General features: G+C 70.3%; 13 protein-coding genes. 4 read left to right on the top strand and 9 right to left on the bottom strand.

Going from position 1 to position 15,072, the window contains the following annotated elements; all coding sequences use genetic code 11:
- Window positions 1-58: 58 nt before the first annotated feature.
- Window positions 59-1,027, top strand: coding sequence for an ornithine cyclodeaminase family protein (locus tag WMF43_RS31735; protein WP_437670471.1), 969 nt, complete (start codon window positions 59-61; stop codon window positions 1,025-1,027).
- Window positions 1,028-1,043: 16 nt separating this feature from the next.
- Here WMF43_RS31735 and WMF43_RS31730 read toward each other — a convergent pair whose 3' ends face one another.
- The 4 genes from WMF43_RS31730 to WMF43_RS31715 form a co-directional block, all read right to left on the bottom strand.
- Window positions 1,044-2,246, bottom strand: a complete 1,203-nt coding sequence (locus tag WMF43_RS31730) for a formylglycine-generating enzyme family protein (RefSeq protein WP_437670470.1) — start codon at window positions 2,244-2,246, stop codon at window positions 1,044-1,046.
- A 340-nt stretch (window positions 2,247-2,586) separates the two neighbouring features.
- Entirely contained in the window at window positions 2,587-3,486 is a 900-nt protein-coding gene (locus WMF43_RS31725; RefSeq protein WP_437670468.1) for a hypothetical protein, read from the bottom strand.
- A 310-nt stretch (window positions 3,487-3,796) separates the two neighbouring features.
- Window positions 3,797-4,774, bottom strand: a complete 978-nt coding sequence (locus WMF43_RS31720) for a hypothetical protein (protein WP_437670466.1) — start codon at window positions 4,772-4,774, stop codon at window positions 3,797-3,799.
- A gap of 264 nt (window positions 4,775-5,038) precedes the next feature.
- Window positions 5,039-6,658 carry a protein kinase domain-containing protein gene (locus WMF43_RS31715; protein ID WP_437670464.1) on the bottom strand — a complete coding sequence of 540 codons (1,620 nt, stop codon included), beginning with the start codon at window positions 6,656-6,658 and terminating at the stop codon, window positions 5,039-5,041.
- Between WMF43_RS31715 and WMF43_RS31710 the strand changes: the two genes are divergently transcribed.
- Window positions 6,657-7,082 carry a hypothetical protein gene (locus WMF43_RS31710; protein WP_437670462.1) on the top strand — a complete coding sequence of 142 codons (426 nt, stop codon included), beginning with the start codon at window positions 6,657-6,659 and terminating at the stop codon, window positions 7,080-7,082. The two genes, WMF43_RS31715 and WMF43_RS31710, sit on opposite strands and share 2 nt — an antisense overlap.
- Before the next feature lie 17 nt (window positions 7,083-7,099).
- Here WMF43_RS31710 and WMF43_RS31705 read toward each other — a convergent pair whose 3' ends face one another.
- Window positions 7,100-8,248: a formylglycine-generating enzyme family protein gene (locus tag WMF43_RS31705; protein ID WP_437670460.1), complete on the bottom strand. Its 1,149-nt coding sequence runs from the start codon at window positions 8,246-8,248 to the stop codon at window positions 7,100-7,102.
- Window positions 8,249-8,388: 140 nt separating this feature from the next.
- On the opposite strand from WMF43_RS31705, the gene WMF43_RS31700 reads away from it, so the two are divergent.
- Both WMF43_RS31700 and WMF43_RS31695 read left to right on the top strand, forming a co-directional pair.
- A complete protein-coding gene (locus WMF43_RS31700) occupies window positions 8,389-9,456 on the top strand; it encodes a hypothetical protein (RefSeq protein ID WP_437670458.1) in 1,068 nt (355 codons plus the stop codon).
- A 1,023-nt stretch (window positions 9,457-10,479) separates the two neighbouring features.
- Window positions 10,480-10,848: a hypothetical protein gene (locus WMF43_RS31695; RefSeq protein ID WP_437670456.1), complete on the top strand. Its 369-nt coding sequence runs from the start codon at window positions 10,480-10,482 to the stop codon at window positions 10,846-10,848.
- 451 nt (window positions 10,849-11,299) lie between these two features.
- Here WMF43_RS31695 and urtE read toward each other — a convergent pair whose 3' ends face one another.
- From urtE to urtB, 4 genes are all read right to left on the bottom strand, one after another.
- On the bottom strand, window positions 11,300-12,001 hold the full coding sequence (urtE, locus tag WMF43_RS31690; protein ID WP_104983759.1) for an urea ABC transporter ATP-binding subunit UrtE: 702 nt from the start codon (window positions 11,999-12,001) through the stop codon (window positions 11,300-11,302).
- A gap of 3 nt (window positions 12,002-12,004) precedes the next feature.
- Window positions 12,005-12,874, bottom strand: coding sequence for an urea ABC transporter ATP-binding protein UrtD (urtD, locus tag WMF43_RS31685; RefSeq protein WP_437670454.1), 870 nt, complete (start codon window positions 12,872-12,874; stop codon window positions 12,005-12,007).
- A 71-nt stretch (window positions 12,875-12,945) separates the two neighbouring features.
- Complete coding sequence (gene urtC, locus WMF43_RS31680; RefSeq protein WP_437670452.1) at window positions 12,946-14,118, bottom strand: urea ABC transporter permease subunit UrtC; 1,173 nt, start codon at window positions 14,116-14,118, stop codon at window positions 12,946-12,948.
- Between the two features lie 13 nt (window positions 14,119-14,131).
- Window positions 14,132-15,028, bottom strand: a complete 897-nt coding sequence (gene urtB / locus WMF43_RS31675) for an urea ABC transporter permease subunit UrtB (protein ID WP_437670450.1) — start codon at window positions 15,026-15,028, stop codon at window positions 14,132-14,134.
- Between the last annotated feature and the right edge of the window lie 44 nt (window positions 15,029-15,072).

The raw sequence follows: 15,072 nt of genomic DNA, 5'->3' as shown, positions 1-15,072 counted from the left end.
CCTTGCTTGCCTCCGGGACACGTGCGTTTCGCGGCGGTCTCGCGTAGGGTCACGCTGGATGAAGCCCGCCAGCACATTGCTCCTCTCCCAGTCCGATGTCGCCTCCCTGCTCGTCATGGAGACGGCCATCGCCGCCGTGGAAGCGGCGTTCGCGGCGCACGGCCGCGGCGAGGCCGCGATGCCGCCGAAGGTGTACCTGGGCCTCCCGGCCCACGACGGCGATCTCCGCGCGATGCCTGCCTACGTGGACGGGTCGGCCGGCGTGAAATGGGTCAACTCGCACCCGAAGAACCCTGCGCGCTTCGGCCTGCCGTCCGTCATGGGGCTCTACATCCTCAGCGATCCGGCGACGGCGGCGCCGCTCGCGGTGATGGACGCGACCCGCATCACGGCGGTGCGCACCGGCGCGGCGGCGGCGATCGCGTCGAAGCACCTCGGCCGCCCGGACCCCCGCACGATCGGCTTCGTCGGCTGCGGTGTGCAGGCGCGCTTCCTGCTCGACGCGCACCGCGCGCTGTACCGCGCGCCGCTGGAGGTGCTCACCGCCGACGTGTCGCCCGAGGCGAGCGAGCGGTTCGCGGCCGAGGCGGGCGGGCGCGCCGTGTCGGTGGAGGAGGCCGCCGGGTGCGACATCGTCTGCACCTCCACGCCGGCGCGGGCGCCGGTCGTCCAGCGCGCGTGGGTCCGCCCCGGGGCGCACATCAACGCGATCGGCGCCGACGCGCCCGGCAAGCAGGAGCTGGATCCGGAGATCCTCCGGGCCGCTCGCGTGATCATCGACGACTGGGCGCAGGCGACCGAGAGCGGCGAGGTCAACGTGCCGCTGCACGAGGGCGCCCTGCACCGCGAGCACATCCAGGGGACGCTCGGTGAGGTGGTCGCGGGCAAGCTGAAGGGGCGCGGCGATGCGGCCATCACCGTCTTCGACTCGACGGGCCTCGCGATCCAGGACGTCGCGCTCGCCCGCGTCGTCTACGCCGCCGCGCGCAGCAAGGGCGCCGGGACGGCGTTCGACTTCTTTAGCTGAGATCGTCCGCCGGGAGCTACGGTGTCCGCGCGCACCGGACCCCGAGGCTGTAGAAGGGGGCCGACGGCGCGACGTGGACGCGCTTGGACGAGAGCAGGTACTCCGGCGTTCCGAAGCTGCTCCCGCCGCGGACCGCCCGCTCCGCGGTGTCCGTCAGGTTGGCGCAATCGACACATTCGGCCGGGTAGCTCGCGTAGCCGTCGAGCAGCCACTCCCGCATGCTCCCGCCGAGATCCGCCTGCGCCCACCTGCCGTCGCCCTTCGGCGACCTGGAGCCGACGGGCACGATGTCCCCGAAGTCGCTCTGGAACGTGCAGCCCGGGGCGGCGCTGTCGCGGCAATCGTAGGAGGCGTAGCTCGCGTCGATGTCGGTCGACTCCGGCGGATTCGACCACGGGTACTGCCGCTGCTCGGCGCCCCCGGCGGCTGCGTAGTTCCACTCGGCCTCGGTCGGCAGCCGGCCGCCGTCCCACGCGCAGAACGCGAACGCGACGTACCAGCTGATGCAGTTCATCGGCAGGTGCTCGCGGTCGCCGGCCTCGTCGGTCCACGTCCGCATGTCCGGGTGGTCCGGATTGCACAGCACCGCGGCGCTGAGCGCCGCCGCGTCCGGCGGCAGCTCGCCGTTCCAGGACGGGTACCACCCGCTCCCGGGGATGCGCGGGTGTGCGCCCGCGTCCGCGGCCGGCTGGCTCCCGGGGTACGCCGCGACGAACTTCCGGAACCTGCCCACGGTCACCTCGAAGCGGTCGAGCAGGAAGGCGCCGACCGTCGCGGGGTATGCTGGATCGTTGTCCCGGTGGAAGGTGCCTCCGGGCACGATAACGGTCGCGCAGCAGCTCTCGGTGCTCCCGGGGCCGCAGGTGGCGGGGAGCCCGTCGCAGCTCGGGGGCGTGACGCAGGCGGCTCCGCGGCACACGGGCGTTTCCGGAGGACACGGCCCCGGCGCGCTCCATTGGCCGCGGTCGTCGCATTGCTGTAGTCCGTTGTCCAAGCATCGCTCCCGGCCGGGCATACACGAGCCGCCGTCGCCCGCGCCGCCGTCGCCCGCGCCGCCGTCGCCCGTGCCCCCGGCGCCGCCCTCGAAGCCGCCGCCGGCGCTGGCGCCGCCGCCGCCTTCCAGCGAGTGGTAGTCCTTGTTCAATCCAAGGAGCGTCGTGCACCCGCCGGCCATGAAGGCCGACGCTGCCCACCACCACCTAGCGCGCTCGCTCTTCATGTCGCCTCGTATGCCGACTGATTCATGTCGCCTTGTATGCCGACTGATACCAGACGTACAGCGTGTGGCACAGCATGGCGTCCGCAGAGGGGCGCCCGTGCCGATGCTGGCCAGCCAGACCACGGGGCGCTTGCGAGGTGGGTGACCGGTCTTGGTTGCGGCGTTCGGCGGATGCTGTTTCGTGCTAGCAGCGGCAAGAACGGGCATCCGTGGATCCGGCCCGGTGTGAGCGTCCGCACGATCCGTCAATTTGCGATTGCTGGCCGGGCCACGGCTGGCTCAGGTTGGCATCCTGGGATGGTCCGCGGCACACCTCGTGGCCCGCGGCCGGTGGCGTGAATCAGACGGGCACTGCGCCGTCGCTGTCGCCGTCACCGGCCGGTGTTGCCGGGGACGCCGGTGTTGCCGGGGACGCCGGGGACGCCGGCGCTGTCTGGGGCGCCGGGGCGGGGGGGCTCGCCGGGGTGGCCGGACCGGGCGCGGCTTGGGGCGCGGCGGCGCCGCGCTCGGCGGCACCGCGCTCGGCGGCCACGGCCGGGAAGCGCTCCGCGGCGGCGGCGTCGTGACGCTGGAGGTAGCGGCCGAGGTGGAAAACCTCGAGGTAGGCGGCGAGCCAGTGGGTGTAGGCGCGCTGCCGGAGATCCCGCGGCGAGCCTTTGGCCGAGGTCTCGCCGACGTCGATCAGGGCGAGCAGCTCGGTGGCCTCGGCCTCGGCCTCGTCGAGGTAGCTCTCCTTGATCGGCGTCTGCCCCTTGACCGCCGGCCAGTGCTTGCGGAACAGGGCGACGAGCCGGACGGTGTCCTCGGCGTCGTCGCGGATGCCCTTGCCCCGCTGGATGTCGGCCACGACCGCGCTCGCCTCGTCGTTCTTGCGGAAGAGCGGGACGGCCCACGACGAGAGGAGCTCGTCGTGCTCGCGGACCTTGCGCGCGAGCGCGGACCGACGCTCCTTCTGGGTCGAGGTCCACGGCGCCTCGACCGCGAGATCCGCGGCGTAGAACACGAGCGCTCGCGGCTCGAGCGCGTCGAAGTCGGCCTTGCGCTTCTTGGCCTTCGCCGGGGAGAGCTCCTCGGCGAGCAGCGGCACGAGCGGCGCGAACTCCTGCCGCAGCGCCGCGGTGAGCTGGAGGGCGCGCTCGCGCGAGACGCGCGGCCGCTCCAGCGATTCCGAGGGGAGCTCGAGCAGGGTCGGCTTCGCGTCGGCGAGGAGGTCGTTCATTCTCTTGGGTTCAGGGCTCATCTCTGCTCCTGGGTCTTTGGGGTGATGCGCAAGCGGCAAGCGGAGCAGGGTAGTGAGGGGAGAACGGGGGCGTCAAAGCGCCGGCAAGAACCCAGCGGCGGGTCGGGCGTGTGAGGCGCGCGGGGCGGCACGCTGAGGCCTCTGGCATGACCGTAGAGGAGATTCTAGCCGACTTCCCCGATTAGACCGCGGAGGATGTGCGGGCCTGCCTGGCGTTCGCGGCCGACCGCGAGCGTCGGCTCTGCACAGTGCCGCCTATGTGTCGGTGGCTATTCGACCGGCGCCAGCCACGGACGCGCCATCGCCCGCGTCAAAAACTCCCTATCGCGCCGACGACTGCCCCCGCCGGCCCTGCCTTAAGCACCCCTGCGCCGACCCACCTCGGGCTCATGCCGGCCGTCTTGGTGGCGTGCTTCGGCTCGGTCCAGTACAGCACCGTGGCCGCGCCGAGCCCGGCCAGGCCCACGCCGAAGGCGATGGTGCTGACCGTGGCCATCGAGCTCCCGCTGCTCGCGGCGTCGACGCCTGTCGCGTCGCAGGCCTTTTCGTCCGAGGCCTGGATGCTGCTGCCGCAGTGCTCGTCGACGACCCCCTTCTTGCCGATCACGAGCGCCCCCAGGATCCCGCCCACCACGAGCCCTGCGGCGCCGACCCCGCCCGCCACGTAGACGGCCGTTCGACGGCCCGCAGAGGGCGCTGGCGAGCCCGATACAGGCAGCGGTCCGGCATCGGGCCCTCCCGATTCATGGGCGACCCGCGGCGGTGCTGCGTTCACCTTCAGCACCAGCTCCTTCTTTTCGCCCTCTGCGAGTGTGATGCGTTGCTCCCACACAGATCCTCCCGGAGCCTGGGTCGATACCAAATGCTCTCCCGGATCCACCGGCAACGCGATGCCCAGCACGGCCACTGCTTGCACGTGGCCGTCGCGCTTCACCACGGTTCCAGCTGGTGCTCCCGGTGAAAGGGATAGAGAGAGCCTCGGCACGCGCGGTAAGAGCCTCTTGCGCGCGTCTGCAGCTACCTGCGCCCGCTTGCGTTGATTCGCCTGCGCCTTCTGGGCTGACGTCATCCGGTGGAACAACACCAGATACTCCCCGTAGCGCACTACGGCAGTGGCTGTGCGGCCCCGCAACTCCTCGCAGGAAGCCAGCGTGAACAGCGTGCCGGGCTGGGGGTCGAGGCGCTGGCTCTCGGCAAGCGCCGTGCATCCCATTTCGTAGCGGCCCGCATCTATGTGGGCGACGCCTCGATCGAAGAGCGCTTGGGCGGCCGCTGGGTCCTGCGCCATCGCGGGAGCGGAGAGCAGAAGCAGGCCGAGGGCGGCCAGGCGATGCGTAGACTTGTGAAACCTAGGGGGCATGCTCTGGCGCTCAGCGGGGTAGGAGACGTCGGAACACGTGCGCGCGCACGCGCGGGTCGTGGACGATGCTGAACATCAAGTCAGCAGGGGAGAAGGCTAGATGAACGGCTTCCTGCTTTCTGGACAACATGCAAGGTCATCCGGAGCAAATCGGGCCGTTGAAGCGCGGCGACATGGCGGCGGACAGTCAGGTCAAAACCGTCCGTACAGCGAACGCGACGGTACAGGGGCCGGGGTGGTTTTTTTGTAGCTTGACGATGGCCTGGGTCCGGTCGGCGTGGGTTTGGACGTAGGCTCGCGTGGCGGGGTGTTCGCCGGAGACGACACGGGCTGAGGCACAGCGCTTGGCGCTGGCGCCGCGGTGGTCGTAGCTGGCGCCGCGGTGGTCGTAGCTGGCGCCGCGGTGGTCAGCTCTGGGGTTGCCGCGCTTTCGGTGGTCACTTCCGGCCCCGCTGCCGCTGGCACACCGCCGCGCCCGGCGCGCAGAGCGAGCCAGCTTCCAGAACCCAGCAGCACACTGAGCCCCAGCACCGCCAGCCCGCCGACGAGGGGCCCGCGGCTCGGCTTCGCCGGCCTGGACGGCAGGGCGGAGACGGCGGCGCCGGTCGATGTTCCCACGAGCGTCAGGCCAGGCGAGCGCGCGTCGCGCCCCGGGCTCATTGGCGGTGCAGGCACGGTCGTCACCAGCGGCGCGGGCAGCGCGATGGCGGCGGGGACCACCCCGGGCCAGGACGGCGCGCTCTGGAAGGTCCCCCGGCCGCCGTCTACGGGGATGCCGAGCGTCTCGCCAAGGGCCTGCACCGCCTCCATGGCCCGGCGGAACCGCGCCGCCGGATCACCCGCCGTGGCCCGGGCGAACCACGCGTCGAAGCCCGGCGGCAACACCACGCCTTGCGAGCGCGCCCGCTGCACCGGTGGCTCATCGGGGCCGCGGGCCGCCACCATCGCGAACGCGAACACGTTCTCGGCGCTGCTCGCCTCGGGCTGCCAGTACGGGATGCCCACGAGCAGCGTATAGGCCATCATGCCGAGCGCGAAGATATCCGCGGCGGCGGTGAGCCTCGTGCCGCCGAGGAACTGCTCGGGGGGCATGTAGATCGGCGTGCCGAGGCTGCTCGTGTCGCCGGCCGCGGTCGTGCCCTCGGCGACGAGCTTGGCGATGCCGAAGTCGAGGATCTTCACGCGGACCGAGCCGTCCTCCCGCTGCGACAGGAAGAGGTTCGCGGGCTTGAGGTCGCGGTGCACAATCGACGCGGCGTGCGTACGCTCGAGGGCCAGCGCGGTCTGGTAGAGGTAGGTCATCGCCTCTTGTGGCGGCAGGCGGCCGGCGCGCTTGAGGCGCTCGCCGAGCTCCTCGCCGCGGAGCAGCTCCATGACCAGGAAGGGCATCGAGGTCGCCTCGTCGATGCCCGCGTCGAAGACGTCGACGATGTACTCGCTGTCGACCTTCGCCGCGATGCGCGCCTCGCGTTTGAAGCGCTCGCGCATCTCCTCGCTCTGGAAGAGGTGCGCGTGCATCACCTTGAGCGCCCGGTGGCGCTCGGTCTCGAGGTGCACCACCTCGTGGACGGCCCCCATCGCGCCGGCCGCGATGAGGCGCACCACGCGGTAACGGCGCGCGAAGACGGTCCCCTCCGCAAGTATGACCGACACGGCGTAAGGCTCGCGCGCCGGGCGGGCGGCGTCAAGGAGCCACGAGGCCTGAGAGACGCTGCACGCGAGCGTCAGCGAGCTGCGTCTTCGGACCGCGGCATCTGCTGATGCTTGACCTCCGGTGCGTCCGCGTTCCAGCAACGTAGCGATACCGTCCATGGCGCACGAGATCCTCGTGCACCTCCTGAAGAATTGCCCGTCGCGCGCCGCGGACGTCCTCGTCGAGGTGCTGGGCGTCATTCTGCGCGAGCCGCATGAGGACGCGAGCGGACGAGGCGACGGCGAGGTCGGCGCGCTCGTCGAGGCGACAGCAGGCCTCGCCGACGTTCTCGATGATGTGGAGCCAGGTGTGGAAGAGGTGGTCGGCCACGGTGAAGCAGTGATGGCAGGGGTATTGGGCGACGCGTTCTGCCACGCAGGCGGGCAGCGCTTCCATGCGGACGGTGGTCACTGGCGCGGCAGCCGGTCCGGGAGCTCCGCCCCCGGACCCCGGTTTCATCCATTCCAGCTGCCGTCGTCCGACATCGGTCGGGATCCTTGCTTGATTAAGATCGAGTTGCAAACGAAGTGCCATGTTGTCTAAAACATCGTGCCCAAAAACTACGGTGTCCTCGCACATCGGACCCCGGCGAAGCTGTCTCTGTCCGAGGGGTTGTCGCTGCCCGACTGGTCGTCGCTGCCGCGGCGGGAGGAGAGCAGACCCGACTCACCGTCGCCCCAGCCACCGCCCCGGAAAACCCGATATGAAGATCCCTTCAGATTGGCGCAGTCGTTGCATGCGTCCGGGTATTCTGCGTGCCAGTCCAGAACCCACTCCCACATATTCCCGGCCAGATCGGCATGCCCCCACCTCCCATCTCCCGTCGACGACCTCGACCCGACCGGCTGGATGTCGCTGAACGCGCACGACCTCGGCATGACCCGATCTGCCATGCAGTCATACACCGCGTGACTGTCATCGACTTTGTCATCGCTGGCCGAGTTCGACCATGGATACGGCCGCTGCTCCTCCCCACCAGCGGCCGCGTAGTTCCACTCCGCCTCTGTTGGCAAACGGCCTCCGTCCCATGCGCAGAATGCGAACGCCACGTACCAGCTCAAGCAGTTCATCGGCAGATGCTCGGTACCTTCGTCGGTATCCCTCCACGTCTGGTAGGTCGAGCTGCACTTCACGTCGGCCGTCAGCTCCGCCTCATTCGCAGGTAACATTTCCGTCCATTCCACATTCCATCCGCTCCCTTCGATATGCGGGTGCTGCCCCGAGCCCGGCACGGGCTTGCTCTCGGGATACGCCTCCACGAACCTCCGGAAGCGACCCACCGTCACCTCGAAGCGATCCAGCAAGAATCCGCTTACCGTCGCGGGATACTCTGGATCGTTGCTCCGGTTGAAGCTCCCCTCGGGGACCGCCACGCTCGCGCAGCAGCTCTCCTCGCTGCTCCCCTCCGGCCCACATGCCTCAGCCAACCCGTCACAGCTCGGCGGCGTTATGCACGTCCCTCCGCGGCACACCGGCGCCGCCTTCGGACACGGCTCCGCGTCCTCCCACTGCCCGCTCTCATCGCACCGCTGTGGGCGGTTCTCCCAGCAGCGCACGTCCTCCTGGCCGCCGGGCGTGCAGCTGCGAGTCCCACCGTTGCCTTCGTCAAGCAAGTAATACCCGTCGTCCAGCCCCACCAGCGCCGCGCACCCGCCCGCAGTGAAAGCCCACGCCGACCAAAGCCATGCCGCGCGCTTCATCTTCCCCATGCCTCGTCTTACAGTCCCAGCGCCAGGGTTGTCCACCGCCGCGCATAACCGGTGCCGCGCCCTGCTGCGCACGCCAGCCGTCGCGCGGCTCCGGGGCGCTCCGCGGCCGCCCCCTCGTGTCGAGCGAGTCTCGGGCCGAGATGGAACGCGCCCGAGCAGCCCCGGAAACACCGCAGGTCGGGCGAGCCGCCCGCGAGCAGGATACGCAGACTCACGCCATTACGCGCGATCTGCCGAAATGGTGTCTCTATTTCACCCATTCAGAGGCGATATTTCGAATGCACTCCTCCCGGAGCGCTGATATCACCTCCGCCGTGGGCAATCTCGAGGGGTTCGCGAAGCAGACCTGCGCCGAGGAGGCCCCGCGCTTCACCGCCGGCTCCGCCGCATGGCACCGGCCGCCCGAGATCCGCCTCGAGCGCGTCCAGGCCGACGGCTACCTCCGCGTGCTGCGGCCCGACGGCCTCGCTGCCCTCGCCGCGCCCTGGCCGGCGGCGTGCGACCATGACGAGGTGCTCGTCGAGATCAAGATGCCCGGCGACCACGTCGACGTCGTGGCGCTCCAGCGCGCGTTGCTGCGGCGGCAGGCGCGCCAGGTGGAGCGCGTCGAGGAGCGCGAGCCGCGCTGGATGGGCGAGGAGCCGCTCTGGGTCGTCGCTCCCCACCTGCCGTCGTGGCTGCACACCGTCCGGGCGCTGGAGCGGTTCGCCTCCGGCTGCTACCGCGTCGGGCCCTCGCCGTTTCAGTTCCTCTGGATCGCAGCCAACGAGCTGCCGCTGCGTGACGAGCTGGTGTCCTTCCTGATCGCTCGCTCAGGACAGGCCCTCGACGAGTTCGCCCGGTGGGTCGCACCGCGGCGGGATGTGGAATGGGTGATCTCTATGCTAGAATACTTGCCGATGTCATCGAAGACCCGTGAGGACTTGCTGCGACGGTTCGCTCGCTCCGACGACCCGGAGATCGAGGCGCGCCGGCAGTGGATCCTCCAAGCCCTGCTCGCCGACAGCCCGGAGGTCAAGGAGCAGCTCATCGAGAAGGGCCAGCTCACCGAAGCGCGTGCGGCGCTGCGCAGGGTGCTGGCACGCCGCGGCTTCGCGCTCACCGCGCAGCTCGAGGCCCAGATCGACGCCTGCTCCGAGCTGGCCACCCTGCACCGCTGGCATGACCGGGCCGTGATCGCGGCCAGCGCAGAAGACGCGCTGGCGTAGATCCCCGCGCCATCCTCCGGCCTCGCCGACTCCCCAGCGTCGATCGTGGAGGCCAGGCGATGCGGCCAGGCGTTCGCGGCCGACCGCGAGCGTCGGCGGGGCGGCCGAGCGCTCCGCGTGCTGCCGGACCTTGAACTTCGCTGAATCGTCATCGCACCCGACCCAGACATCGCCGCGTGGTGCCGCGGCGCTGCTCGAGCCGGGTATCGCCGGCTCCGTCCCGCGCCCGCCGGGCGGCGCAGGCGCTCTTCGCGCCCCGAGGGCTGCGGCGCCGCGAGGGTGGACTATGGAGCATCGCGCTCGACGCGACCGTGATCGCGCCGACTCTGGATGTGCTCGCGACCCTGACTGCACCCTCTCTCCCGGTCGCCTCCGGTCGCGTGTTTACGCGCGCGCTGCCGGAATCGTGTCTCTATATCTGCCAGGCAGAGCGGTTATTGGACGTGCATCGCCGGTTGCGCGCTGATACCAGAGCGGCATGGGCAAACTGGATGGGGCCGCGAAGCAGACGTTCGCGGCGGGGACGGCACATGCCCCGAAGCCGGCCTCGCCTGGCGGTAGGCGCGCGACGTAGGGCGTGAGCGCCTGCTGGCCGACGGCTATCTGCGGGGGTTATCCCGAGGACCTGGCGTCCCTGGCGGTGCCCTGGCCGGAGGGTCGAGACCACGAGGACGTGCTGGTCGAGCTGAAGGTCGTCGGTACCCGCGTAAGCGTGGTGGAGCTCAAGCGGGTGCTGCTCCGCCGGCAGGCGCGCGAGGTCGAGCGCGTCGAGGAGTGCTCGCCGCCCTGGATGGGCGAGGAGCCGTTATGGTTGGTCGCTCCTCACGTGTCATCCTGGCTGCACACCGTGTGGGTGCTGGAGCGCTGCGCAGCCGGCTGTTACTGCATCGGGCTCTCGTCGTTTCCGTTTCTGTGGATCGCCGCTAGCGAGCTGCCCTTGTGCGACGAGCTGGTGCCCTTCCTGACAGCGCGCTCGGGACAGGCCTCGACGACTTCGCCCGGTGGGTCGCACCGCGGCGAGAAATGGAATGTGTGCTCAACATGGTACAGCACAGGCCGATGCCACCGGAGGTACGTGAGGAGTTGATGCGCAAGTTTGGGCGCTCCGGCGACCCGGAGATCGAGGCGCGCAGGCAGTGGATCCTCCGAACCTTGCTCGCCGACAGCCCGGAGTTTAAGGAGCAGTTCTTCAAGGAGGAGATCGAGAAGGGGATCGAGCAGGGCCAGCTCGCCGAAGCGCGCGCCGGCTTGCGCAGGGTGCTGGCGCGGCGGGGGCTCGCGCTCAGCACGGAGCTGGAGGCGCAGATCGACGCCTGCTCCGATCTGGTCACACTGCACCGCTGGCATGACCGGGCCGTGATCGCGCCCAGCGCAGAAGACGCGCTGGCATAATCCCCACGCACGACCGCGCCGCCAATAGTCCGTGGAGTGGCAAGAGGAGCCGCTCGGGCGGAGTGCTCCTCTAGGAACAACAACCGCAACGATTCGGGCCGCAGGCCGTTGCAGTGACCGCAGCCTTCCGCGCCCCCCTCGACCCTCTTTTCACGTTACAACGGCAAGCGCCGCGGGGTGGGGCCGGGCTCGCCGGCGTGGCGCGGGCGGGCGCGCTGAGCACCGACCGAGGTGCCATAAGCTCCCAGAGGGCTCGACGCCTCAGGCGCGCCTTGTGTGGCGCGCACCATAACGTCTCAGTCATCAAGACCCGAAGGGAGACATGCCGGGCGGTGTTCTGAGCTTCAGCTCTCCCGCCCCCGCCTTGGCGGATCGCCAGCGCCCGCCCGCGCCACGCCGGCGAGCCCGGCCCCACCCCGCGGCGCGTCCCGCTCGGCACGCCGCCCTCTCTTCACACCGCCAGGAACTCCCTCGCGATCTCGTCGTCGAACTGCGCCACGTCCCCCCGCCGCACGATCCCCCCGCCGTCCATGATGAAGTACTCGCTCGCCGTCGACAGCGCGAAGTCCAAGAACTGCTCCACGAGCAGGATCGCCATATCCCCCTTCTTCCCGAGGCCTTTGATCACCTCCCCGATCTCCTGCATGATCGACGGCTGTATCCCCTCCGTCGGCTCGTCCAGCAGCAGGAGCTTCGGCTTCCTCAGGAGCACCCGCGCCAGCGAGAGCTGCTGTTGCTGCCCGCCGCTCAGCGTCCCTGCCGCCCGCCCCTGAAACTTCTTCAGTATCGGGAACATGGCCATCATCTCTTCGAGCGCCGCCGGGCTCGGCGTCGGGTCCTTGTACGCCTCGAACCCCATGAGCAGGTTCTCGCGCACCGTCAAATAAGGAAAGATCCCCCGGCCTTGCGGCACATACCCGATCCCCGCGCGCGCCCGGTCGCTCGGCGATCTCGACGTGATGTCCGCCCCGTCGAGCATCACCTTCCCGCGCCGCGGCTTCAGCACGCCCATGATCGCCTTGAGCAGCGTCGTCTTGCCGACCCCGTTGCGCCCCAGCAGGCACGACACCCGTCCGGGCGCGACGTCCAGGCTGACCTTCGACAGGATGCAGCTCTCTTCGTAATAGACCGCGATATCCTCGACGACCAGCATGTCCTACCGCTCCTCCGCCGCCGCAGCGCCGCCTCGGGCCGCCCCCGCGCCGTGCGCCGCCACCGCGCCGCCTCGCGTCGCCCCGGCGTCGTGCGCCGCCCCCGCGCCGTGCGCCCGCCCGAGGTAGACCTCGATCACCTTCGCGTCGCGCTGCACTTCCTCGACCGGTCCCTCGCAGAGCCGCCTGCCGGCGTGCAGCACCGTCACCGTGCTCGCGTACTTTCGCACGAACTCCATGTCGTGCTCCACCACCAGCACCGACCGGTGCTTCGCGATCTCCTGGACGAGCTCCCCCGTGCGATCCCGCTCGCGCCGGGTCATCCCCGCCACCGGCTCATCCAGCAGAAGCAGCTTCGGCTGCTGCACGAGCAGCATGCCGATCTCCAGCCACTGCCGCTCCCCGTGCGCGAGCACCGCGGCCCGCACGTCCGCGCGCCGCCGGAGCCCGATGCGGTCGAGCGTCTCGGAGATCTCCTTCTCCTGCCGCTCGGACAGCCCGCGCAAGAGCCGCGGCGAGCTCTCCCGGAAGCCCATCGCCGCCTCGAGGTTCTCGAGCACCGTCAGGCTGCCGAACACCGCCGGCGTCTGGAACTTCCGCCCGACCCCGAGCCGGACCAGCGCGTGCTCCGACAGGCGGTGCGCCTCCACCGCCTCTCGCCCGGACTCCCCACCTCCGAAGAACACCACCCGGCCGCTCGACGGCCGCGTCTTGCCCGTCAGGATGTCGAGCAGCGTCGTCTTCCCGGCGCCGTTCGGGCCGATCAGGAACCGGAGCTCCCCGCGGCCGATCGAGAAATCGAGCCCGTCCAGCACCTTGAAGCCGTCGAAGCTCACCGTCACCTGCTGCACCTCGACGATGTTGCCGCGGCTCATTCCGTCGCTCGTCTCCACGTCGCCACCCTCCACGCCAAGATCTCCGTCCCCGCCCATCCGCGCCCTCACCCTCAGCGCACCGGCGCCGCCGGCGCCTCGGGGCCCGCCCCCGCGTCGACCTCGCCCGCGCTCGCCGCCCCCGCCGCAGCCACCTTGTCGCGCGCCGCACCCACGCCCGCGCCGGCGGCGCTCGCGTCGCGCCGCCCGAGCTTCGCCGCGGCGCGGCGCACGAAGCCGGCGACGCCGGTCGGGAGCAGCATCACCGACGCGGCGAACAACACGCCGAAGCCGAGCTGCCAGACCTCGGGGTACGACTCGCTCAGCGCGCTCTTGCCCAGGCTCACGAGGATCGCCCCGAGCACCGCGCCGACCAGCGTGCCGCGCCCGCCGACCGCCACCCAGGTCACCATCTCGATCGACGGCATCACGCCCATCGACGACGGCGAGATGAGCCCGACCTGGCAGACGAACAGCGCGCCCGCGACGCCCGCCATGCCCGCCGACAGCGCGAACACCAGCGTCTTCAGCGCGACCGGGTTGTAGCCGAGGAACCGCACCCGGTTCTCGTCGTCGCGCATCGCCACGAGCAGCCGCCCGAAGCGCGACTGGGTGAGCCTCCGGCACAGGAGGTACAGCGCGCCAAGGCAGAAGAGCGTCACGAAATACAGCACCGTCTGCGTCCCGGCGCCGCCGCGCGCGAACCCGAAGATCGTCTTCAGGTTCGTGATCCCGTTCGTGCCGCCGGTCACCGCCTGCTGGCCGATGAACAGGATCGACGCGATCAGCGTGAGCGCCTGCGTGATCAGCGAGAAATACACGCCCTGGACGCGGCTCCGGAACACGAGGTAACCGACCGCGGACGCCACCGCCATCGGCACGAGCACCGCGGCGGAGACGGCCACGATCGGCGAACGGAACGGCTCCCAGAAGAACGGCAGCGCCTCGCGGCCGCTCCAGCTCATGAAATCGGGCAGGCGCGCGCCGGACGTCTCCAGCTTCAGGTACATCGCCATCGCGTAACCCCCGAGGCCGAAGAAGAGCCCCTGCCCGAGGCTCAGCATCCCGCCGTAGCCCCAGATGAGATCCAGCCCGAGCGCGACGATGGCGAACGTGAGGAACTTGCCGAGCAGGTTCAGGCGAAAGTCGGAGAGCACGAGCGGCGCGACCAGGAGCGGCAGCGCCAGCGCGAGCGGCGCCCCCCAGGTCCAGAGGAACGTGCGAAGCGTCGAGTCTCTAGGGCCCATGTCCGTGTCCTCTCTATCGGGTGCGCAGGGCGAGCAGGCCTGTCGGCCGCCACTGCAAGAACGCGATCACCAGCGCAAACACGAGCGCCTTGCCGAGCGAGGCCGTCGTCGAGAGCTCGAGCAGCGTGTTCGCGACGCCGATCACGAGCGCCGCGATCACCGTGCCGGGCAGCCGCCCGAGCCCCCCGAGGATGACCACCATGAAGGCGTCGACGATGTAGTTCGTCCCGAGCGACGGCCCGATCGAGCCGAGCTGCGTCAGCGCGCACCCGGCCACCCCGGCGAGCCCGGCGCCGAGCGCGAACGTCGCGGCGTCGACCCGGCGCGCCCGCACGCCGAGGCACGAGGCCATCTGCCGGTTCTGCATCACCGCGCGCAGCCGCCGCCCGCCGGCGGAGCGGTGGAGATAAAGGTACACCGCGGTGATGCACGCGATCACGAGCGCGATCAGGAAGACGCGCTTGTACGGCAGCTGCACCCCGCCCGAGAGCGCGAGCCCGCCGCTCAGCCAGGACGGGCTCGACACCTGCACGTTCGACGCGCCGAACAGGCTCCGCGCGGCCTGCTGCAGCACGAGGCCGACGCCCCACGTCGCGAGCAGCGTGTCGAGCGGCCTGCCATAAAGGAACCGGATCATCGTGAGCTCGAGCACGAGGCCGAGCAGGCCCGCGACCAGGAACGACGCGGGCAACGCGAGCAGGAACCAGAGCCCCGCCTCCGTGCCCCCGACGAGCGGCGCGACGGCCTTGCCGATGACGTACGTCGTGTACGCCCCGGCCATGATGAACTCGCCGTGCGCCATGTTGATCACGTTCATCAGACCGAACGAGAACGCGAGCCCCATGGAGATGAGCAGGAGGATCGAGCCGAGGCTCAGGCCGTTGAACGCGTGGAGGAGGACTTCGTTCATGAGAGCAGCACCGATCAGCTGGCAGAGAGGGAGAGAGCGAGAGG

The organism is Sorangium sp. So ce131, from assembly GCF_051519095.1.
Taxonomy (GTDB): Bacteria; Myxococcota_A; Polyangia; order Polyangiales; family Polyangiaceae; genus Sorangium.
The sequence above is the reverse complement of the archived record's forward strand: the minus strand, read 5'-3'. Positions and strand labels throughout refer to the sequence as shown.

Bases quoted from the DNA above. Each gene is read 5' to 3' on its own strand.
- WMF43_RS31715 (WP_437670464.1), bottom strand. From the start codon at position 6,658: ATGGACGGTATCGCTACGTTGCTGGAACGCGGACGCACCGGAGGTCAA.
- WMF43_RS31705 (WP_437670460.1), bottom strand. From the start codon at position 8,248: ATGGGGAAGATGAAGCGCGCGGCATGGCTTTGGTCGGCGTGGGCTTTC.
- WMF43_RS31700 (WP_437670458.1), top strand. From the start codon at position 8,389: ATGGAACGCGCCCGAGCAGCCCCGGAAACACCGCAGGTCGGGCGAGCC.
- WMF43_RS31695 (WP_437670456.1), top strand. From the start codon at position 10,480: ATGGAATGTGTGCTCAACATGGTACAGCACAGGCCGATGCCACCGGAG.
- urtB (WP_437670450.1), bottom strand. From the start codon at position 15,028: ATGAACGAAGTCCTCCTCCACGCGTTCAACGGCCTGAGCCTCGGCTCG.
- urtE (WP_104983759.1), bottom strand. From the start codon at position 12,001: ATGCTGGTCGTCGAGGATATCGCGGTCTATTACGAAGAGAGCTGCATC.
- urtD (WP_437670454.1), bottom strand. From the start codon at position 12,874: ATGAGCCGCGGCAACATCGTCGAGGTGCAGCAGGTGACGGTGAGCTTC.
- urtC (WP_437670452.1), bottom strand. From the start codon at position 14,118: ATGGGCCCTAGAGACTCGACGCTTCGCACGTTCCTCTGGACCTGGGGG.
- WMF43_RS31730 (WP_437670470.1), bottom strand. From the start codon at position 2,246: ATGAAGAGCGAGCGCGCTAGGTGGTGGTGGGCAGCGTCGGCCTTCATG.
- WMF43_RS31720 (WP_437670466.1), bottom strand. From the start codon at position 4,774: ATGGCGCAGGACCCAGCGGCCGCCCAAGCGCTCTTCGATCGAGGCGTC.
- WMF43_RS31710 (WP_437670462.1), top strand. From the start codon at position 6,657: ATGGCGCACGAGATCCTCGTGCACCTCCTGAAGAATTGCCCGTCGCGC.
- WMF43_RS31725 (WP_437670468.1), bottom strand. From the start codon at position 3,486: ATGAGCCCTGAACCCAAGAGAATGAACGACCTCCTCGCCGACGCGAAG.
- WMF43_RS31735 (WP_437670471.1), top strand. From the start codon at position 59: ATGAAGCCCGCCAGCACATTGCTCCTCTCCCAGTCCGATGTCGCCTCC.